The organism is Nocardia sp. NPDC005745 (assembly GCF_040630775.1).
Classification (GTDB): domain Bacteria; phylum Actinomycetota; class Actinomycetes; order Mycobacteriales; family Mycobacteriaceae; genus Nocardia.
In genome coordinates this window covers 138138-158307 of record NZ_JBEXYF010000008.1, presented here as the reverse complement: position 1 = coordinate 158307, position 20170 = coordinate 138138, and the positions used below count along the sequence as shown (strand labels likewise).

The following is a 20170-nucleotide window of genomic DNA, read 5'->3' as shown; positions in this document are numbered from 1 at the left end:
CCGGTCCGCGGGTGAGTAGTCGTGTAGCGCCGCCGAGTCGGCGGAGCCGGGAGCGGTCCGTGCGACCGGGCCGGGTGCCCGCTCGGCCGCGTCGTGACATGCTGTGCCGCATGACAGTCGAAGGAACCGTCGCCGCCGGTTACCAGGTCGTGCGGGAGGCGTTCGCGGCGAACTTCACCGAACACGGCGAGGTCGGCGGCGCGGTCTGTGTGTACCGGGACGGGCAGCCGGTGGTCGATCTGTGGGGCGGATCGGCCGATCCCGGCACCGGGCGGCCGTGGCAGCGCGACACGCTGCAGTTGGTCTACTCGGCGACGAAAGGCGTGGTCGCGACGATCGCGCACCTGCTGGCGCAACGGGGCGAACTCGACCTCGACGCCCCTGTCGCGCGCTACTGGCCGGAGTTCGCGGCGGCGGGCAAGGCACGCATCCCGGTGCGGTGGTTGCTCACCCACCAGGCGGGCCTGGCGGCGCTGGACGAGCCCGTTCCGCTGGACGACGCCCTGGCCTGGACGCCGATGGTCGAGGCGCTGGCCGCGCAGGCGCCGAACTGGCAACCCGGGACCGCGTTCGGCTATCACGGGCGCACCTACGGCTGGCTGATCGGCGAAGTGATTCGCCGCGTGTCCGGTCGTACGCCGGGCCGGTTTCTGGCCGAGGAGATCGCGGGTCCACTCGATATCGACTTCTTCATCGGGCTGCCACCGGCGGAGCAGCATCGGGTGAGCCGATTGGTGTTCGCTCCGGCCCCCGATCTGTCCGAGGTGCCCGAGGAAAACGTTCCCGAGTCGCTGCGTCCACTGCTCGCCGCGATGCGCGACCCGCAGGCGCTGGTCAATCGGGCCTTCCAGATCACCGACCCCGCGGACATCGACTTCGATTCCCCGACCGTCCAGGCCGCGGAGCTGCCCGCCAGCAACGGCATCGGCACCGCCCGCGGCTTGGCCCGGCTGTATGCGGCGCTCGTCGGCGAGGTCGACGGCCGGCGCCTGCTCACCGACGACACCCTGGCAGCGGCCACTCGCGAACAGGTGGCGGGCACCGATCGGGTGCTGATGCTGCCCGGCCGGTATGCCTCCGGGTACATGCTGCCCACCCCTGAACTGCCGCTCGGCGGGGGCGCTTCGTTCGGCCATCCGGGCCGTGGCGGCAGTCTCGCCTTCGCCGACCCTGATCGCCGCCTCGCCTTCGCCTACGTCACCAACCACATCGTCGAAGGCGCGCTGGACCTGCGCGCCCGCGACCTGGTCGACGCGCTGAGCGGGGTGCGCTGACGCCGCACACCCTCATGGAGCGGCCCTGCGGGCCTGCTGTCGAGCCGCGGCGCGGACCCGGCGGCTCGGCTGTGCGCGCCGAGCCCGGCGTCGGCCGAGCCGCACGCCCGCCGCACATCAACGCAGTGTGCGGAGCCAGCGGCGGGTGTCGGCGGGGTCGATGACGTCGTCGACCTCGAGCACGGTGGCGGCGGTGAGTGCCTTACCGTTGGCGTAGGCGAGCTGGACCAGATTGTCGAAAGCCTCCTGACGCCGGACCGGATCATCGATCGCGGCCAGTTCCTTGGCGAACCCGAGGCGGACCGCGCCCTCGAGGCCCATGCCGCCGATCTCCCCGGTCGGCCACGCGACGACGAATCGGGGCGCACGGAACGAGCCGGCAGCCATGGCCTGAGCGCCCAGACCGTAACCCTTGCGGACGATGACGGTGCCCAGCGGCACCGAGAGCGCGGCGGAGTCGATGAACAGGCGGCTGAACTTCGTCACCGTGGCGTCCTTCTCCGCGTCCGGGCCCACCATGAAACCCGGTGTGTCGCACAAGGAGACGATCGGCAGGCCGTGGGCGTCGCACAAGCGCAGGAACATGCCGAGCTTGTCCGCGGCGGGAGCGTCGATCGCCCCGCCGTGATGGTGGCAGTTGTTGGCGATCAAGCCGAAGGGCCGTCCCTCGACCCGGATCAACGCGGTGACGATCCCGACCGCCCAGTCGCGCCGCAATTCCAGCACCGACCCGACGTCCGCGACGGCTTCGATGGCGGCGCGGATGTCGAACGCGCGCAGGCGATTCTCCGGGACCACGTGCCTCGCCAGGCGCGGGTCCGGCGCGGTCCAGTCCGCGGTGTCGCCTTGGAAATAGGCGAGATAGCGACGCGCGGTGGCGACCGCCTCGGCCTCGTCGGCGGCGACGATGTGCACGACGCCGTTGCGGCGCTGCACCTCGACCGGCCCGATGTCCTCCGGTGCGTACACGCCCAGTCCACCGCCCTCGATCATGGCCGGACCGCCCATGCCGATGTTCGCGTCGGGGGTGGCGATCACGACGTCGCACATGCCGAGCAGGGCCGCGTTGCCCGCGAAGCAGCGCCCGGACACGACCCCGATCAGCGGCACGCGGCCGGAGAGCGCACCCATCGCACGGAAGGTGGTGACATCCAGGCCGGAGATGCCGGGGTAGTCGGTATCGCCCGGTCTGCCGCCACCGCCCTCGGTGAAGAAGACCACCGGAAGCCGTTGCTCGCGAGCGAGTTCCAGCATGCGGTCGGTCTTGACGTGGTTGCGCATCCCCTGGGTGCCCGCCAGCACCGTGTAGTCGTAGGACAGCACCACCACGCGGGAGCGATCGGGGCCGAATCGCTCGGCGCCGACGGTGGCGACGCCCGTGACCAGACCGTCGGCGGGTGTGTTCGCGATCAGGTCCTCCTGGCTCCGACGCAGGCGCTGGGCGGCGACCGCGAGCGCGCCGTATTCCACGAAGCTGTCCGCGTCGACCAGGTCGGCGATGTTCTCCCGGGCGGTGCGCCGCCCGAGCCGATGGCGTTTCGCGACCGCCTCCGGGCGGGCTTCGTCGAGGCCGACGCGGTGGCGGGCGTGGACTTCGGCGAGATCGGCGCGCACCGAATCCAGGTCTACCGCACCGTCCTGCACGACCGCGCCGTCGTAGTCGGCGGCGACGAAGGTCAGCAGCGGCGCATGCGGATCGACGACGGCGCCGAGCGCGACGACGTGGCGGCACACGCGCAAGTCCTGTTCGGCGCGCACCACGTGCTGCATCTTCATCGCTTCCAGTACCGCGACCTCGCCGCCCGCCGCGACGACGGCACCGGGCTCCGAGAGTGCGACCACTGTGCCGCCCATCGGCGAACGCACCGCTTGCTCGTCACCGGCCAGTGCCACCTCGGCAGCCGCGACCGGCTCTCCGACCGGCGCGGCGGGCAAGGCGAGAGCGAAATCCTCAGCACGCCGGACCAATTCACCGATGTGCTGCTCGAACCACGTGGTCGAGACGACGCGGCCCCGCGACAACTCCGCCAGGACCGCGCGCAGCACGGCGAGATTGGTGTCCACCCCGGTCACGACGGTCTCGGCCAGGGCGTCCGCGCACCGCCGCAGCGCGGCCGGATAGGACGGACCACTCGCGACGATCTTCGCCAGCAGGGAGTCGAAACGCGCGTCCTGCCGCATCCCGGTGAACGCCGCGGTGTCGACCCGCACCGCGCCACCGGTCGGGGGCGCGAACCGGGTCAGCGTGCCCGCGCCGGGCAGCACGTCGCCGCCCGAGGTGACGGTCTCGGCGTTCAGGCGCGCCTGCACCGCGAAGCCGCGTGCGCGGGCAGGAGCGGGCAGCGCCAGCTCGGCCAGGGTGGCGCCGCGGGCCAGAGCGCATTGCACCGCGACCAGGTCGATCCCCATGACCGCTTCGGTGACGGTGTGCTCGACCTGCAATCGCGGGTTGACCTCGAGAAACCACGCCTCGTCGCCGCGCGCGAGGAACTCGACGGTGAGAACCCCGCGGCAACCGACCGATTCGGCGATCCGGACGGCCCAGCCGTGCAACCGCTCGCGCAACGTGGCGGAGAGTTCGGGCGCGGGCGCCACCTCGAGGAGTTTCTGCTGCCTGCGCTGCACGCTGCAATCGCGATCGCCGACGGCCGCCGCGCCGCGGCCGTCGGCGACGATCTGGACTTCGATGTGGCGGGCCCCGGTGACCAGCGCCTCCGCGTAGATCCCGGAGTCGCCGAATCCGGCCAGCGCCTCCGCGCGGCAGCGTTCGATCACCTGCGGAAGGTGAGCCGCATCCCGCACGGCGCGCATACCACGGCCTCCACCGCCCGCGGCGGCCTTCACCATCACGCCGTCGGGATGTGTGGCGAGCAGGGACTCGACCGCGGCGATATCGGCGCCGCGATCGGTCGCCGCGATCACCGGGACGCCCGCGTGATCGGCCGCCGCGCGCGCCGCGGTCTTGTCACCGAAGACCTCGAGCGCTTCGGGCGACGGACCGACGAAGACGAGATCCGCCGCGGCGCACGCGCGCGCGAATTCGGCGCTCTCGCTGAGAAATCCGTAGCCCGGGTGCACCAGCGCTCCCGGCCCAGCCTTCCTGGCCGCGGCGATCACCGCCGTCACGTCGAGGTAGGCGGCGGCCCCGGCGCCCGGCAGCGGCACGGCCTCGTCGGCCAACCGGACATGCAGCGCGTCTTGTTCCTCGGCGGTGTGCACCGCCACGGTCCGCCAGCCCTGTTCCCTGGCGGTGCGCAGCACCCGAACCGCTACTTCTCCCCTGTTGACCACAACGACCTGCATGCCGCCCAGTCTCGTTGACATTGACGTCAACGTCAATATGCGGCACGATGACCGGTGTGACCCAGTCCACCTGGTCGGTGCGCGCAGCGCGGGAGCGTTCGCACACCCCCCGGCACCACGCCCTGCTCGACGCCGCCGCCCGGGTGTTCGCCGAGCGCGGCTACGACAACACCACGGTCGCCGCGATCACCGGGGCGGCGGGCGTCTCCCGCGCGACGATGTACGTCTACTTCGCTTCGAAAGAGGAGATCTTCCTCGCGCTGGCCGAACGGGTTCGCGACGACTTCCTCGCCGCCCAGGAGCCGGGGATCGAGGACGACGATCCGCGAGTAGTGTTGCGCGCCACCATAGAATCCTTCGCCACGGCGGTCGCCACGGCCGGACCCTTGCTGCGCCTGATCGACGAGCGCGGGGCGGTGGACCCGAAGGTGGCCACACTGGCCGAGGAGATCACCGAGCGCCCGATCCGCCGCTTCACCCGGTATCTACAGCGTCAGCTCGACGCGGGCCGCATCGCGCCGGTGACGGACCCGCGCGTGATCGCGGAGACCATCGGCTACACCCTCACCGCGGGCGTCCTCGCCCGTCGGACCGCCGACGAGTCCGGCCGCGGCGAGTATTGCGCCGCCATCGAGAAAGTCGCCGAAACCCTGCTGGGTCTGTAGCCGACGGAGACACGCGACATCCGGTATCGGGGGCCGAGCCCCACGGCGAACACCTCGCCGTGCCCGCCGTGGTGACCGCGCGGATCAGGCGCTGCGCGTGCCTTCCAGCGGGCGTGCGGCGGTCGGCGTCCGCTCGGCCCGGCCGAAGGTCAGCACCCCGTCCTCGAGCGCGCCCTTGCGCAGCAGCTTGCGGTCGCGGAAATAGTTGTTGATCACCTGCCACGGACCGTTGGTGCCCTGGCGCGGCATCACCGCGTCGCCGCGCTGGATGTAGCCGGAGGTCAGCGCGCCGCCCATCACCGAATCGGCACCCCGATCGCCATCGGTGGCCACGGCCTCGACCCGGGTGAAACCGTTGGTCTTCATGTGGTTGAGCACGCGGCAGAAGTACTCGGCGGCCAAGTCCGCCTTCAGCGTCCAGGACGCGTTGGTGTAGCCGAGCACCATCACCGCGTTCGGCACGCCGTCGAGCATGGCGCCCTTGTAGACCACCCGGTCACGGGTGACCACCGGCTCGCCGTCGACCTCGAGACTCATGCCGCCCAGCATCTGCACGCTCAGGCCGGTGGCGCTGATCACCAGGTCGGCGGGCAGTTCCTCGCCGGATACCAGGCGGATGCCGGTCTCGGTGAAGGTCTCGATGCGGTCGGTGACGATGGACGCCTTGCCGCTGCGCAGCACCTTGAACAGGTCGCCGTTGGGCACCACGCACAGCCGCTGGTCCCACGGGTTGTAGCTCGGGGTGAAATGCCGCATGTCGATACCGGAGCCGACCTGCATTCGCACGGCGGCCAGCAGCAGCTTCTTGGCCGCCTCCGGGTTGGTGCGGGAGAGTTGGAAGCTCGCGCGCTGCAACGCGATGTTGCGCGCCCGCCCGATCCGGTAGGCGAGCTTCTCGGGCACCTTCGCGGCTTTCATCCCCACCGCGACCGGGTCGTCGGCGGGCAGCGCGGTGATGTAGGTCGGTGAGCGCTGCAACATGGTGACGTGCGCGGCCGCGTCGCTCATGGCCGGGATGAGGGTGATCGCCGTGGCGCCGGAGCCGATCACAACGATCCGCTTGCCGGTGTAGTCGAGATCGTCGGGCCAGTGCTGCGGGTGCACGATCTGCCCGCCGAAGTTCTCCTCGCCGGGGAACGTCGGGCGGTAGCCGTTGTCGTAGTCGTAGTAGCCGGTGCAGCCGACCAGGAAGTTACTGGTGAAGACCTCGGTCTCGCCGGTCTGCTCATCCAGCGCCTCGACCGTCCAGGTGGACGTCTCACCGGACCAGCGCGCCGTGGTCACCTTCCGCCCGAACCGGATGTGCTCGGTGACGCCGTACTCGGCGGCGGTCTCCTCGATGTACTGCCGGATGTGCGGACCGTCGGCGAGCACCTTGGTGCCGTTCCACGGACGGAAGCCGTAGCCGAAGGTGTACATGTCGGAATCGGAGCGAATGCCCGGATAACGGAACAGGTCCCACGTGCCGCCGATGGCCGTCCGGCGCTCCAGGATCGCGTAACTGCGTCCGGTCCGCTCTCTGGTGAGATGGCAGGCCATGCCGATTCCGGACAGCCCAGCGCCGATGATCAATACGTCGACATGCCGCGTCATTGAGGTACTCGTTTCGTCCGCTCCGCCTCGCACACCCGAGGGTGCGTGCTGAGGCCAGATTACGTGTTATTCGTGGTTACGTCTAGTCACGAATCGTGACACGCGCGGACCCGGGATTAAAACCGGGATGGTTCCAAACCGTGACCCGAGCCGGGCGAGCGCACAGCATGGATCACTGCGGCGCCCCCGGGCGCACCACCTCGATCTGCCCGTTACCGGCTCGGTCTCCGGAAGGAAGTTCGCTCACATGAGTCTGTCGTTCCACTGGTTCCTCCCCACCTACGGCGATTCCCGTGGACTGGTCGCGGGCGGGCACGGCACTTTCATGTCCGGTGACCGCCCCGCCGACCTGCGATATCTGAACCAGATCGGCGCCGCCGCCGAGGACAACGGCTTCGAGGCGGTGCTCACCCCCACCGGCGCGTGGTGCGAGGATGCCTGGCTGACCACCGCGATGATGGTCGACACCACCGAGACATTGAAATTCCTGGTGGCCTTCCGCCCCGGCCTGGTCAGCCCGACGCTCGCGGCGCAGATGGCGGCCACCTTCCAGCGGCACTCCCGGGGCAGGCTGCTGCTCAACGTGGTGACCGGCGGCGAGCCGCACGAGCAGCGGGCCTACGGCGACTTCCTGGACAAGACCCAGCGCTACGCCCGCACCGGTGAATTCCTGCACGTGGTGCGGGAACTGTGGACCTCCACCGAGCCCGTGACGTTCGACGGTGAACACATCCGGGTCCACCAGGCGTTGCTGAGCAACCGGCCCGATCCGGTGCCGCCGGTGTTCTTCGGCGGTTCCTCCGAACCGGCGGGCCCGATCGCGGCCCGTTACAGCGACGCCTATCTGACCTGGGGCGAGCCGCTGCCCGCAGTGAGTAGGAAGCTGGAGTGGATCCGCGGTCTGGCGGTGGATCACGGACGCGTCCTGGACTACGGCCTGCGCGTCCACGTGATCAGCCGCGACACCTCCGAGCAGGCGTGGGCCGAGGCCGACCGCCTGCTGACAGGCATCGACCCCGCCGACATCGAACGGGTGCAGGCCAATCTGGCGCGCAGCGAATCCGAGGGCCAGCGGCGCATGTCGGAACTGCACGGCGGCAGCACCGAGCGGCTGGAGATCGCGCCCAACCTCTGGGCGGGAGTCGGCCTGGTCCGCGGCGGTGCGGGCACCGCCCTGGTCGGTTCACACGCCGAAGTGGCCGAGCGGCTGGCCGAATACGCGCGGCTCGGCATCAACCACTTCATCCTCTCCGGCTACCCCCACCTAGAGGAGGCGTACTGGTTCGGTGAAGGCGTGCTCCCGATCCTGGAACGCGAGGGCTTGTGGCGGCATCCACACCGCACGGCCCGCGTCGCCGCCGCCACGCCCTTCGCAGCGTCCTCCGGTAGCTGAGCGCAACACCCCAGTTATTCCCACGCGGGCCGCGCGGCGAGAATGGGCTATCGGTTCGGCACACCGGCCGTGACCGACGGACCGTTCTCGTAAGGGAGTCATGACCACCGCATCCGCCCGGCGATGGCGCCGCCGACTGCCCGACACCACGACCGAGGCGGGCGCTCCCACGCTCGCGCGCAGGCTCGGCCGACTCGATCTCACCGCCATGGGTGTCGGCACCATCGTCGGCGCGGGCATCTTCGTCATCACCGGCGTCGCCGCCGCGGAGAAGGCCGGCCCCGCCATCGTGCTGTCGTTCGTCTTGGCCGGAGCGGTGTGCGCACTGGTGGCGTTGTGCTACAGCGAACTCGCGGCGATGGTGCCGGTCTCCGGCAGCGCGTACACCTACACCTACGCGACCCTCGGCGAAGCACCGGCGTTCCTGGTCGGCTGGAACCTGCTGCTGGAGTTCGTCATCGCGGGCGCCGCGGTGGCGATCGGCTGGTCCGGGACCACGGTCTCCGCGCTGGACTCCCTGTTCGGCATCACCATCCCGCACGCACTCGTCGCGGGTCCCGGCGAAGGTGGCGTAGTGAACCTGCCCGCTGTCCTGATCGTCGCCGCCGTCGTCGCGGTGCTGGTCGGCGAGGTGACGTTCACCGCGCGCATCACCAAGGCGCTGGTCGGGGTGACCATCGGCGTGCTCGTGCTGGTGGTCGCCGTCGGCGCCCCGCACGCGAGCGTGGACAACTGGACCCCGTTCGCGCCGTTCGGCGTCGGGGGCATCATCGGCGGCGCGGCGATCGCGTTCTTCGCCTTCCTCGGCTTCGACGTGGTCGCGGCGTCGGCGGAGGAGGCCCGGAACCCGCGCCGCGACGTACCATTCGCCATCATCGGCACGGTACTCATCGCCACTGTGCTCTACGCGTTGGTCAGCGCCGTGCTCACCGGCATGGTGCCGTTCGCCACGCTGAACAACGGCGCGCCGATCGCCACCGCGTTCGGCGCGGTGCGGATCGGATGGATCGGCGACGTCATCGTGATCGCCTCGATCATCGCGCTCACCAAGGGCCTGCTGCTGATCGTCTACGCGCAGGTGCGATTGATGTTCGCGATGTGCCGCGACCGGCTGCTGCCCTACCGCCTCGCGGCCACCGGGAAACGGTCCACCCCGGTGCGGCTGACGCTGCTGCTGGGCGTGCTGGGCGCGGTCATCGCGGGACTGCTGCCGATCGACATCGTGGTCGAACTGGTGAACATCGGCGCGCTGTCGGCGTTCGCGGTGGTGTGCGTGGGGGTGCTGGTGCTGCGCCGGGCGGAGCCCGAGCGCGAGCGCCCGTTCCGCACCCCGCTGGTGCCGGTGGTTCCGATGCTCGCGCTGTTCGGCTGCGTCCTGCTCGCGACCACCCTGGAGGCCCTGACCTGGGTGCGGTTCGGCGTGTGGGTCCTGGTCGGCATCGCGGTCTACCTCGGATACGGACGCAAGCGCTCCACACTCGCCGAGCCACTCCCCGCCGCAGGCCCACAGGCTGGGGCCTGACTCAGCCCGCCACGAAGAACAGGCCTGCGCCGTAGGCATCCCGTGCGGAGACGAAGAAACCCTCGTCCGTCTCCCGAACCGGTACACCCGCGTTCCCGACTACGTCGCGCGCGACGGCCGGATCGCGCACCGCGATGGTCATGGCGGCCAGGTACGACGGCGCGGGCGCCGGTTCGCCCGGCAGCACGGCGGGGGCCTCGGACGCGCGCACCAGCTCCAGCCGCCCCGCGCCCATCTCCAGCACGGTCAGCGGTCCCTTGCGAGCAGCGGGCACAGCCAAGATGCGGCAATAGCGTTCGACGATCGCGTCGAACTCGGTGTCGGCCGCGACGATGAGCACGGCGGCGATGGCGCGGGCGCCGTTCGGGTGCGACAGGTAGCGCGGCTGGTGCACATATTCGCGGGTCAGATGCTGGGCGACACCCAGCAGCGCCTCCGGCGTCGAACGCGGGTCCACGTGCACGGCCCGCGCGCGCACCGCACGAATGCCGTCCTCGGTCTCGACCTCACGCTCCAGGTCGAGCACGCCGGAGGCGGGCACGCCCGCCGCCGCGAGCTGCCGCCGCGCCGACTCGGCGTCACCGGTCTCGAGGTTGAGCAGGCGGAAGCCCTCGTACTCGTCCGCCATGGCCTTGGTGTGCCATGGATCCGGCGCGGACTCGTCCACGATGCCGAGCAGTTCGAGGTAGGCGCCGCCGAACAACGCGCACCGGTTGGCCGTGCAGCCGGGCGTGGGGGGTTCGCCCGGGCGGGCGCTCAGCAGGTGCCGCGAGCGGGGACTGAGCGTGAACCCGAGCTCGACGTAGCGGCGTTCCAGGCCGTCCAGATCGCGGGTCAGGATTCCGGTGTGGTGGATGGCGTCGATCGGTTTCTGCACACCGACGATGCTGGTCGCGCCGGCGCCGCGGCGCCCGTCACCGAGGCGGATTCGGCGGAATCCGGCACTGTCCTACGCTGACGTGGTGGATTCGGTCACCTTGGACGACGTCGACCGAGGGCTGCTGCACGCCTTGCAGCTCGACGGCCGTGCGCCGTTCAGCAGGCTCGCGCCCGTGCTGGAGGTCTCCGAGCGCACGCTGGCCCGCCGCTACCGGCGGCTGCTCGACACGGGAGGGCTGCGCGTGACCGGCGTCGCCGATACCGGTCACGCGGGCCACGCCGAGTGGCTTGTCCGCCTGCGGGTCCGGCCGGATGCCACCGCCGCGCTGGCCCGCACGCTGGCGCTCCGCGCCGATACCGCGTGGGTGACGGTCATCGCCGGTGGAGCGGAACTGACCTGCCTTTTCCGAGTTCCCGGCGACGCTCCCCTGCCCGAGCTGGCCCGCCATCCGGCCGTCCAGGCGGTGGACGCCCAGCGCGTCTTGCGGCACGTCATGCGGCACCGCTGGCGGGAACGGATGTCGGCGCTGTCCACCGAGCAGAGCGCGGCCATCCGTACCCCGCACGCGGACCAGGCCACGCCCGTGGTGCCGAGCGAACTGGATCAGCGTCTGCTGCCCGCGCTGGCCGCCGACGGGCGGGCAGCCTATCCACGGCTCGCGCGCGCCGTCGGGTGGTCGGAATCCGCGGTCCGGCGGCGGGTGGAGGAACTGCGTCACGCCCGGGTGCTCGGATTCGATGTGGAGATCGATCCGGCACTGTTCGGGTTCACGGTGCAAAGCCTGCTCTGGCTCACCGTCACGCCCGCAAACCTGGTCACCGTCGCTACCACGCTGGGCGCCGATCCGGAGGCGGCGTTCGTCGGCGCCATCACCGGCCCGCACAATCTGCTGGTGTGCATTGTCTGCCGCGACACCGATGCCCTGTTCCGCTACACAACCGAGCGGATCGGGACCCTGAGCGGGATAGATCGCATGGAGATCAGCCCGATCAGCGGCTACGCCAAGCGCACCGCGCCACCGATCCGCACCTGAGGCAGGTTCGCGTCGAATGCCGAAAAATGCGGTAGCACATCCGGTTACGTGACATCGAGTGCATCGGTGGTTCCACGTGAAGCACGGCGGCACCACCACACCGTTCGGACAGCCGCACCGCCCACACACCAACGTGCGGCGGAGTTGTGAATCACAACAGCCCGCCCGGCACGCCGCCACGCGGGCGATTAGGGTCGATCAAGTGACCTGGACCGTGGGCTTCGACCTCGACATGACGCTGATCGACTCGCGGCCCGGCGTCGCCCGGGCCATCGACCTGCTCGGCGCGGAGTTCGGCCTGCCACTGTGCGGGACGACGTTCGCCGACCGGCTCGGCCCACCGCTGGCCACCTTGCTCGTCGAGGCGGGCGCGCCGGAGGAACTCGTCCCAGCACTGGTGACCCGCTACCGGGCGCTGTATCCGACGCTGGTGTCGACCATCCCCCCGATGCCCGGCGCGCAGTCCGCGCTGGCGGCCGTCGAGGCCCGCAACGGACGGGTACTCGTGGTCACCGGCAAGCATGCCCCGCTGGCACAGCTGCACATCGCCGAACTGGGTTGGCGCATCGACCATCTCGCGGGCGACCTCTGGTCGGCGGCCAAGGCGGCGACATTGCGCGAGCAGGGCGCGGACCTCTTCGTCGGCGACCATGTCGGTGACATGAACGGCGCGCGGGCCGCGGATGTCTTCGCGGTCGGCGTCAGCACCGGACCGTGCTCGGCCGACGAACTGCGGGCGGCGGGCGCGGATGTGGTCCTCACCGACCTCACCGAGTTCCCCGCCTGGCTCGCGACGGAGTTCGGCGCGGTCACCGCCTAACGCGTCAACCCCCTCCGGCGCCGCCGGCAGCCGTGGCGAACGGCCGACGATGCGCGTGCAGCCGACCTCCGTCGCTGTTCTCGCTGGGCACCGAGCGCGGAAATCCGGTAGCGCCCCACTACGGCGAGGGGCACCGCAGGCAACCGCGGCACCGGTCCACCAGGGCTGCCGCCTCCCGGGAGCAGCGGTCCTACCCCGGCGACCACCGGCTGCGGCATGATCGGCATGTGGATCGAACCGAACTGGCCGCGTTACTCAGGCAGGCGCGCGACCAAGTGCGTCCGGGCGATGTCGGGCTGCCCGGGGGCGCCCGCAGGCAGGTGCGGGGGTTGCGCCGCGAGGAGGTCGCCCAGCTCGCCGGCGTCAGCGTGGACTATGTGGTGCGCCTGGAACAAGGGCGCGGTCCCCGTCCGTCCACCGCGGTGCTGGCCGCGCTCGCCCGCGCGCTGCGGCTCAACGACGAGGACCGCACGCTGCTGTTCCAACTCGCGGGCGCGGCGCCCCCGCCGGCGAGCCGCATCGACATGGTGGTGCGTCCGAGTGTCTTGCGCCTGCTGGACCGGATGGCGGATCTGCCCGCACTGGTGCTGTCGGCCAAAGCCGACGTACTGGCCTGGAATCCGATGGCGACCGCGCTGCTCGGTGATTTCTCCGCATGGCCGCCCGCCCAGCGCAACATCATCTGGCAGCGCTTTCTCGGCACCGAGCCGGGACGAGTCGCTATGTCGCCCGCCGAGGCGGAGAACGCGGCGTCGTTCTCCGTCGCCGGCCTGCGCAGCGCCCGCGCCCGCTATCCCGACGATCCCGGCCTCCTGCGCTTGGTCTCCGAACTGCGTTCCCGCAGTCCACGCTTCGAGCAGCTGTGGACCGCACGACGATCCGGCCAGTGGCGCAGCGCGACCAAGACGATCGAACACCCGGATCTCGGCGCGCTGCGGCTGGACTGCGACACCTTGCTGGTCCCGGACACCGACCAGGCGGTCGTGGTCTACTCCGCGGCGCCCGGCAGCCGGGAGGCCTCGGCGCTGGAACTGTTGCGGGTGACCGGGACTCAGCAGTTCACAGTGCCGAAGCCCGCCGGCTAGCTACCCGCCTTGTAGCGGCGCAGGTATTCGCCGGTGAGCGAGGACGGATGCGCGAGCAACTCGGCGGGCGTCCCGGTGAAGACGATCTCGCCGCCGTTCTTGCCGCCGTCGGGTCCGAGATCGATCACCCAGTCCGAGTGGGCGACCACGTCGAGATTGTGCTCGATCACCACGACGGTATTGCCGCGGTCGACCAGACCGTCCATCAGCGCGAGCAGCGTGTCCACATCGGACATGTGCAGCCCGGTGGTGGGTTCGTCGAGCACGTAGACGCTGCCGGTGTTCTGCAACTGGGTCGCCAATTTGATCCGCTGCCGCTCTCCGCCGGAGAGCGTGCTCATCGCCTGCCCCAGGCTGAGATAGTCCAGGCCCACCTCGTTCATGGTGCGCAGCTTGGTGTGCAGCGCCTTCTCGGCGAAGAATCCGAGCGCCTCCTCCGCCGACATCTCCAGCACGTCGGCGATGGATTTGCCTCGCAGCGTCAGGGCGAGCACGTCATCGGAGAAGCGCCGTCCGTCGCAGGCGTCGCAGTGGGTGGTCACGGGGTCCATGTAGGCGATCTCGGTGATGATCACGCCGCGGCCCTCGCACTGCTCGCACGCGCCCGCCGAATTGAAGCTGAACAGGCCCGCGGACTCCCCCGTCGCCTTGGCGAACAGCTTGCGAATGGGGTCCATCAACCCGAGGTAGGTCGCGGGCGTGGACCGGGACGACGCCGCGATGGGCGACTGGTCCACGAAGATCGCCTCGGGGTACTCCTTGACGAACACGTCCCGGATGAGACTGCTCTTGCCCGAGCCCGCGACGCCGGTGACGCAGGTCAAGACGCCGGTCGGGATCCCGACCGTCACGTCCTTGAGATTGTGCACCGCCGCGCGCTCGATGAGCAGCTCACCGGTGCCCGTGCGGAAGGAGTCCTTCACCCGGAAGGGCCTGCGCAGACCGGCGCCGGTCGGGGTGTCGGCGGTCCGCAGATCGGCGAAACTGCCCTGGAACACCACCTGCCCGCCGTGCACGCCCGCGCGCGGCCCGACATCGACGACATGGTCGGCGATCTGGATGACATCCGGATCGTGTTCCACCACGATCACCGTGTTCCCCTTGTCCCGCAGCGCTTTCAGCAGGTCGTTCAACCGGCCCACATCCCGTGGATGCAGCCCGACGCTGGGTTCGTCGAAGATGTAGGTCAGTCCGATCAGCGTGCTGGACAGATGCTTGATCATCTTCAGCCGCTGCCCTTCGCCGCCGGAGAGGGTCGAGGTCGGCCGGTCCAGACTCAGATAGCCCAGCCCGATGTCGGCCACCCGCCGCAGCCCGGTGCGGATGGCGCGGGCCAGGCCGACGGCGGCCGGATCGGTGATCTCGTCGAGCACCTCGATCAGATCGGTGACCTGCGAGCGCGCCCAGTCCGCGATGGTGCGCCCGTGGATCTTCGTGGCCAGGGCCGCCTGGTTCAGCCGGGCGCCCGCGCAGGTCGGACAGACGCCCTCGGTGAGGAATTGCCGCATCTGCTCGCGGGTCTTCTCGCTCAGCGTCGAGGTGTCGCGCTGCAACCGGGTCCGCGTGAATTTCGTCGCCAGACCTTCGTAATTCGCCTTCCAGGTGCCTTTGCTGAAGGTCAGCTCGACCTTGCCGCCGGTGCCGTAGAGCAGGTCGTGGAGTTCTTCGCCGGTGTAGTCGGTCAGCTTCTTGTCCGGGTCGAAGCGGCCGGACTTGCCATAGAGTTGCCAATCTCCGCTGCCCACGCCGTACCCCGGCAGCAGTATCGCGCCTTCGTTCAGCGACTTCGTCCGGTCGAGCAGCCGATCGGGGTCGGCGCGCACGGTGACCCCGAGACCGTCGCAGTCCGGGCACATGCCCTGCGGCACATTGAAGGAGTAGTTGTAGACGAATCCGGCCGAGGGCGAACCGAATCGGGCGAACATGGCCCGCACCATCGAGAAGATGTCGGTCATGGTGCCGACCGTGGATCGCGGGCCACCGCCCACCGGCTGCTGATCGATGATCACCGGTGCGGTGAGATTCTCGATGGCCTCGGCGTGCGGGCGTTCGTAGCGAGGCAGGAAATTGAGGATGAACGCCGGGAACGTGGCGTAGAGCTGGCGCTGCGATTCGACGGCGATGGTGTCGAAGACGATCGAGGATTTGCCCGAGCCGGAGACGCCGGTGAAGACGGTGATCTTGTTCTTCGGGATCTCGAGCGACACGTCGCGCAGATTGTGCTCACTGGCTCCGAGGACCCGGATGGCGTCGAGCGTTGCGGTGGATTCGGCGAAAGGCATACCGCACACCTTGCCACTGCGCACCGACGAAATACCCCGGTAAATGTGACCTAAATCACAATTGTCGCCTGATGGTGTCACCGTGCCCGCCGCCTGAAAGGTGGCGCTGCGCGATGACTTCCACGACCCACCGGCGGCACCCGGCGCCCGAGCGACGAATTTCCCGCATCGGGGGCCGACGGGGCCCAGCGTGCGCATTCGTGAACCACCGATGGACACTCCGAGATCCGCTCGGCCACAGCGGATCTCCTGCTCGGGTCACGAATGCGGCGACGGTTTGTGCAGCGCCGCACCCGCCCGGACGCAAGCCCGCTCGAGCGTCCTCCCCAGAGGCGCAACACACGGCTAGAGTCGGGGCATGCCGCCGCTTCGGGAGCACAGACCGCGAAAGGCCACCGTCACGCTGCCCGACGACATCGTCGCGCGGCCGCAACCGGGTGGCCTGGTTCCGCGAAAGGTGCACGGCGGCAGGCTTTTCGCGCCGAGATCCGTCGCGGCGCCAGGGCCACCGCCGTTATCCGGCCGGGAGGTGGACCCACCTCACGCCGGCGCGGCGTGAGGTTGCGAGCCTTCGGCGGCGTCGTCTTCGACGCCGCGGCGGTCGTCGCGTTCGCCAACCGCGCCGACTATGCCCAGGCGATCGTCTGGGCGACGGTCGACGCGGGCAACACCATCGTCGTTCCGAGCACCGTGCTCGCGGCGGCGCGCACGCACATCCCGGCCGACCGGCTCGACATCCTCGCCGTGCTGGTCGGCCTGCCGCACACCGTGGTCCCGGCGTTCGACCGAACCGTGAACCCGGGCGGTGCCTGCTCTGCCGCCGACGCCATGGTCGCTGCCGGTCATGTCACCCGCGAGGCGGTCGCACGCACGTGGCCCTGCCTGACCAGCAGGCCGAGAAGACTGCGGCAGATCGACCCGCGCGTCATCGTCGACCGGCTGCCGTGAACCGCGGGCGACGGATCAGCGCAGCAACGGGATGACGGCGGCGAACTTCTCCATGCTGTCCTCGAGGACGGTGACGTAGCTGATGCCGTAACGGTCGCGCCGAACGCGCAGGTGGTCGGCCATCTCCTCGGGGGTGCCCATGAGCAGGATCGGGTGCTCCTCCGGGGAGTCGGCGACGTCCGGCGGCAGCGCCGGACCGAAGACCTCCAGGACGCTCGCGCGTTCCTCCGGCGGGACCACCCGCTGCACCAGGATGTTGAACTCGACCTTGTCCAGCCGCGCACCGAGCAGTTCCCGCACGTAGGCGACGCGCTCCTCGATCTCGGCGAGCCCGGCCATCTGCAGCGGTCCGCCGTTGCGCGCGGCGGCGGCCCCGGTGAAGGCGATGGTGTCGGCGTGCCGCGCGGCGACGGCGAGCAACCGATCACCCCATCCGCCGATGAGCACGGGCGGACCCGACGGTTGGGCGGGCTGCGGCTGATACTCCGGGTCGGAGAACAGGCGGCGCAATGTGATCACCGTCTGCTCCAGGTGCTCGACGCGCTTGCTCCCGCTTTCGAACGGGATGCCCGCGGCCTCGAATTCCGCCTGCACGTAGCCGGCGCCGAGCCCGAGTTCGACGCGCCCGTCGGTGAACTGATCGGCGCCTGCCACGTCGCGGGCCAGCAGGACCGGGTTGTAGAACGCGGTGTTGAGCACGAAGGTGTTCAACCGCACCCGTTCGGTCGCCTCGGCGGCCAGGATCATCGCGGGGAACGGCGCGGGCAGGCCGAGATGATCGGCGACGCCGACCACGTCGAAGCCGAGTTCTTCTGCCCGGCGGCACTTTTCGATCCAATTCGCCCGGCCCTCGGGGACCACCATGTTGACACCGAACCGGAAGGGGCGCTGCGCAGTCACGTGTTCTGTCTAGCGAATCACACCGGAAGGCCGGACGCCGGGGGCGGTTCAGCACTGGGCCAGCGTGCCCGCCACCACCGCGACGCCGAGCAGTGCGAGCAGGGTGGCGGCCACCGGCAACGGGCGGCGCCACGCCCGCCGGACCGAGCCGGGGACGCCGCGCCCGGCGGAGTTCCCGCGTGTGGACCGGCGGGCGAACCAGCGCCGCGTCATCGCGACCGTGGTGATGATCAATGTCGCGATCAGCATGCCCGCCCCGTCAGACGCGCGCGGCGCGCGGCGCGGCGGCAGGCGCGCCGGACCTGCCCCGCGGCGCTGCGACTATCCCGCGCTGTAGCAGGCTTTCCGCGGTGTCCACCACGGATTCCCGCACCGGACGCATGGTCCAGCCGAGTTCGCGCCCGGCTTTGTCGGCGCTGAGCGACTCGGTGCGCCCCAGGCTCGGCAGTGTCAGCCGGACGCCCCTGTCGAACAGCGCGACACAACGCACCACCCAGTTCGGCAGCCGTCTGGTCGGCACCCGGAATCCACGCGGGCGGTATTCCTCGGCGAGGATGCGCGCCATATCCTCCATCCACAGGTGCTCGCCCGCGCAGATGTAGCGGTTGCCCGCGGCTGCCGGGGTCTCCAGCGCGAGCCGGTGCGCCACGGCAAGATCGCGTACGTCCACCGGCGCCCAGCCCACCCGGGGCGTGCCGGGTACGTCTCCGGCCAGCAACCGCCGCACGGGCTCGTGCGAGGTGCTCGTCGCCGCCGACAGCAATGGTCCGAGCACCATGCCCGGATTGACGACAACCAGTTCGAATCGCTCGGCGGCCGGGAGTTGCGCGACGAAATCCCAGGCCGCCCGTTCGGCGAGCGTCTTGCTCTTCTGATACGCGGGGCTGCGCTCGACCACCGTCCAGTCGGCCTCGGTGCGCAGGGCGTCGTCGGTGTGACCGTAGGCGATCGCGGCGATCGAGGAGGTGAGCACCACGCGGCGGACGGTGCCCGCGGCGGCACAGGCGCGCAGCACCCGCAGAGTTCCTTCGACCGCGGTGTCGACGAGTTCGCGCTCGTCGTCGGGCGGCGTGGCGGGGAACGGAGAGGCGACGTGCAATACGCCGACGCTGCCCGCCACGGCGGCCGCCCAGCCTTCGTCGCCGTTCAGATCGGCTTGCGCGAACTCCAGTTCGCCGCCGGTGCGGCGGGCCAGTTCCACCAGGTGTGCTCGTTTGCCGGCGCCTGCGAGGTCGCGGATCGTCGCGCGCACGGCGTAACCGTGTTCCAGCAACTCGGCGATGACGTGGCCTGCGACGAATCCCGTTGCGCCGGTGACCGTTACCCGTGTGCTCATGTGCTCATCCCTCTCCTACAGTGACTACCGCGGCGGCCATCTGAGCGCCGCTCAGATAATCTAAGCACCGCATAGTTAGGTTGTCCAGGACGCGTCGCATACGCTCGGATGGTGACGCGGACCAGTTACCACCACGGCGCCTTGCGCGACGCGCTGCTGGCCGCCTGCCTGCGATTGATCGAGACGGAAGGACTCGCGGCGGTCAGCCTGCGCCGGGTGGCGCGCGAGGCGGGGGTGAGCACGGCGGCGCCGTACCACCACTTCCCCGACCGGGCCGCCCTGCTCGCGACGCTGTCCACCCAGGGCTTCCAGTTACTCGGAACGCGACTGGCGGCGGCCCGGGCCGAGGCGGAAACGCCGATGGCCGCACTGACCGCACTGGCGAACGCCTACGTGCGGTTCTCCCGCGAGCACCCGGCGTACTTCCGCTTGATGTTCCGGCCCGAACTCTCCCAGCCCGACAAGCATCCCGACACCATGGGGGCGGGTGACGCGGCGTTCGGCGTCCTGACCGACGCGATCGCGGAGTGTGTCCGCGCCGGAGCGCTGCCCGCCGCCGAGGCCGACACGTTGGCGGTCATGTTCTGGGGGCTCGGCCACGGGCTGGCCTCGCTGTGGCTGGACGGCCAACTGGAGAAACGCGCGGAACAGTTCGGCACGAACGCCGCGGCGTTGGTGGACGATGTCATGCGAGCCTTCGCAGCTCTGATCGAGCCGAGCACGACGCCGCTGACCTAGAGTAGACGCCAGGCATTTGCTGTCCGATGCTTCCCACCGATCCGAGAGGACGACACGGATGACCGCGCAGCTGGATCCGACGGTGCAGGAGTTCGTCGACGCGCTCAACGCCAACGATCAGGACCGGTTCTACGCGGTGCTCACCGACGATGCCACCATGTCCGACGACGGTGTGGAGCGCAACCTCACGCAGTGGACCGGGGCGGAGATCTTCGACAGCAACGCCCGCATGCGGATCGAGTCCATCGACGACAACGGCACCGAACTGGTTGCCGACTACACCAATTCGCGATGGGGCTCGATGCGGACCACCTGGCGATTCGTCCTGCGCGACGGCAAGGTGAGCCGTTTCGAGACCGGACAGGCGTGAATACCCTTGCCAGGCAGCCGCCGACATT

At 70.1% G+C, this 20170-nt stretch carries 17 protein-coding genes; 10 read left to right on the top strand and 7 right to left on the bottom strand.

What is annotated here, in order from left to right:
- Positions 1 to 110 precede the first annotated feature (110 nt).
- The gene (locus tag ABZ420_RS11425; RefSeq protein ID WP_357120364.1) at positions 111 to 1274 is read left to right on the top strand and encodes a serine hydrolase domain-containing protein; all 1164 of its coding nucleotides are present in this window, start codon (positions 111 to 113) and stop codon (positions 1272 to 1274) included.
- Between the two features lie 117 nt (positions 1275 to 1391).
- On the opposite strand, the gene ABZ420_RS11420 is transcribed toward ABZ420_RS11425, so the two are convergent.
- Complete coding sequence (locus ABZ420_RS11420; protein WP_357120361.1) at positions 1392 to 4598, bottom strand: carboxyl transferase domain-containing protein; 3207 nt, start codon at positions 4596 to 4598, stop codon at positions 1392 to 1394.
- Between the two features lie 35 nt (positions 4599 to 4633).
- Between ABZ420_RS11420 and ABZ420_RS11415 the strand changes: the two genes are divergently transcribed.
- Positions 4634 to 5242: a helix-turn-helix domain-containing protein gene (locus tag ABZ420_RS11415; protein ID WP_357120358.1), complete on the top strand. Its 609-nt coding sequence runs from the start codon at positions 4634 to 4636 to the stop codon at positions 5240 to 5242.
- An 84-nt stretch (positions 5243 to 5326) separates the two neighbouring features.
- Here ABZ420_RS11415 and ABZ420_RS11410 read toward each other — a convergent pair whose 3' ends face one another.
- Positions 5327 to 6835 (bottom strand): NAD(P)/FAD-dependent oxidoreductase, encoded by a 1509-nt coding sequence (locus ABZ420_RS11410; RefSeq protein ID WP_357120355.1) that lies wholly within the window; start codon positions 6833 to 6835, stop codon positions 5327 to 5329.
- 247 nt (positions 6836 to 7082) lie between these two features.
- Between ABZ420_RS11410 and ABZ420_RS11405 the strand changes: the two genes are divergently transcribed.
- Together ABZ420_RS11405 and ABZ420_RS11400 are read left to right on the top strand one after the other, a co-directional pair.
- Positions 7083 to 8228: an LLM class flavin-dependent oxidoreductase gene (locus ABZ420_RS11405; protein WP_357120352.1), complete on the top strand. Its 1146-nt coding sequence runs from the start codon at positions 7083 to 7085 to the stop codon at positions 8226 to 8228.
- A 100-nt stretch (positions 8229 to 8328) separates the two neighbouring features.
- Positions 8329 to 9750 carry an amino acid permease gene (locus ABZ420_RS11400; protein ID WP_357120349.1) on the top strand — a complete coding sequence of 474 codons (1422 nt, stop codon included), beginning with the start codon at positions 8329 to 8331 and terminating at the stop codon, positions 9748 to 9750.
- A 1-nt stretch (position 9751) separates the two neighbouring features.
- On the opposite strand, the gene ABZ420_RS11395 is transcribed toward ABZ420_RS11400, so the two are convergent.
- Complete coding sequence (locus tag ABZ420_RS11395; protein WP_357120346.1) at positions 9752 to 10627, bottom strand: VOC family protein; 876 nt, start codon at positions 10625 to 10627, stop codon at positions 9752 to 9754.
- Positions 10628 to 10712: 85 nt separating this feature from the next.
- Here ABZ420_RS11395 and ABZ420_RS11390 point away from each other — a divergent pair, with 85 nt between their 5' ends.
- From ABZ420_RS11390 to ABZ420_RS11380, 3 genes are all read left to right on the top strand, one after another.
- Complete coding sequence (locus tag ABZ420_RS11390) at positions 10713 to 11663, top strand: Lrp/AsnC family transcriptional regulator (RefSeq protein WP_357120343.1); 951 nt, start codon at positions 10713 to 10715, stop codon at positions 11661 to 11663.
- 202 nt (positions 11664 to 11865) lie between these two features.
- Positions 11866 to 12483: an HAD hydrolase-like protein gene (locus ABZ420_RS11385; RefSeq protein ID WP_357120340.1), complete on the top strand. Its 618-nt coding sequence runs from the start codon at positions 11866 to 11868 to the stop codon at positions 12481 to 12483.
- A 227-nt stretch (positions 12484 to 12710) separates the two neighbouring features.
- The gene (locus ABZ420_RS11380) at positions 12711 to 13568 is read left to right on the top strand and encodes a helix-turn-helix transcriptional regulator (RefSeq protein WP_357120337.1); all 858 of its coding nucleotides are present in this window, start codon (positions 12711 to 12713) and stop codon (positions 13566 to 13568) included.
- Here ABZ420_RS11380 and ABZ420_RS11375 read toward each other — a convergent pair.
- Positions 13565 to 15850 carry an excinuclease ABC subunit UvrA gene (locus ABZ420_RS11375; RefSeq protein ID WP_357120334.1) on the bottom strand — a complete coding sequence of 762 codons (2286 nt, stop codon included), beginning with the start codon at positions 15848 to 15850 and terminating at the stop codon, positions 13565 to 13567. The two genes, ABZ420_RS11380 and ABZ420_RS11375, sit on opposite strands and share 4 nt — an antisense overlap.
- A gap of 555 nt (positions 15851 to 16405) precedes the next feature.
- Here ABZ420_RS11375 and ABZ420_RS11370 point away from each other — a divergent pair.
- Positions 16406 to 16798 (top strand): hypothetical protein, encoded by a 393-nt coding sequence (locus ABZ420_RS11370; protein ID WP_357120331.1) that lies wholly within the window; start codon positions 16406 to 16408, stop codon positions 16796 to 16798.
- A 15-nt stretch (positions 16799 to 16813) separates the two neighbouring features.
- Here ABZ420_RS11370 and ABZ420_RS11365 read toward each other — a convergent pair whose 3' ends face one another.
- From ABZ420_RS11365 to ABZ420_RS11355, 3 genes are read right to left on the bottom strand one after another with little or no spacing between them, the layout of a single operon-like run.
- Positions 16814 to 17698, bottom strand: a complete 885-nt coding sequence (locus tag ABZ420_RS11365; protein WP_357120328.1) for an LLM class F420-dependent oxidoreductase — start codon at positions 17696 to 17698, stop codon at positions 16814 to 16816.
- 48 nt (positions 17699 to 17746) lie between these two features.
- Positions 17747 to 17947, bottom strand: a complete 201-nt coding sequence (locus ABZ420_RS11360; RefSeq protein WP_357120325.1) for a hypothetical protein — start codon at positions 17945 to 17947, stop codon at positions 17747 to 17749.
- Between the two features lie 10 nt (positions 17948 to 17957).
- Complete coding sequence (locus tag ABZ420_RS11355; protein ID WP_357120322.1) at positions 17958 to 19034, bottom strand: aldehyde reductase; 1077 nt, start codon at positions 19032 to 19034, stop codon at positions 17958 to 17960.
- A gap of 108 nt (positions 19035 to 19142) precedes the next feature.
- On the opposite strand from ABZ420_RS11355, the gene ABZ420_RS11350 reads away from it, so the two are divergent.
- Positions 19143 to 19772: a TetR/AcrR family transcriptional regulator gene (locus tag ABZ420_RS11350; protein WP_357120320.1), complete on the top strand. Its 630-nt coding sequence runs from the start codon at positions 19143 to 19145 to the stop codon at positions 19770 to 19772.
- Positions 19773 to 19830: 58 nt separating this feature from the next.
- On the top strand, positions 19831 to 20142 hold the full coding sequence (locus tag ABZ420_RS11345; RefSeq protein ID WP_357120317.1) for a nuclear transport factor 2 family protein: 312 nt from the start codon (positions 19831 to 19833) through the stop codon (positions 20140 to 20142).
- The last annotated feature ends 28 nt before the right edge of the window (positions 20143 to 20170 follow it).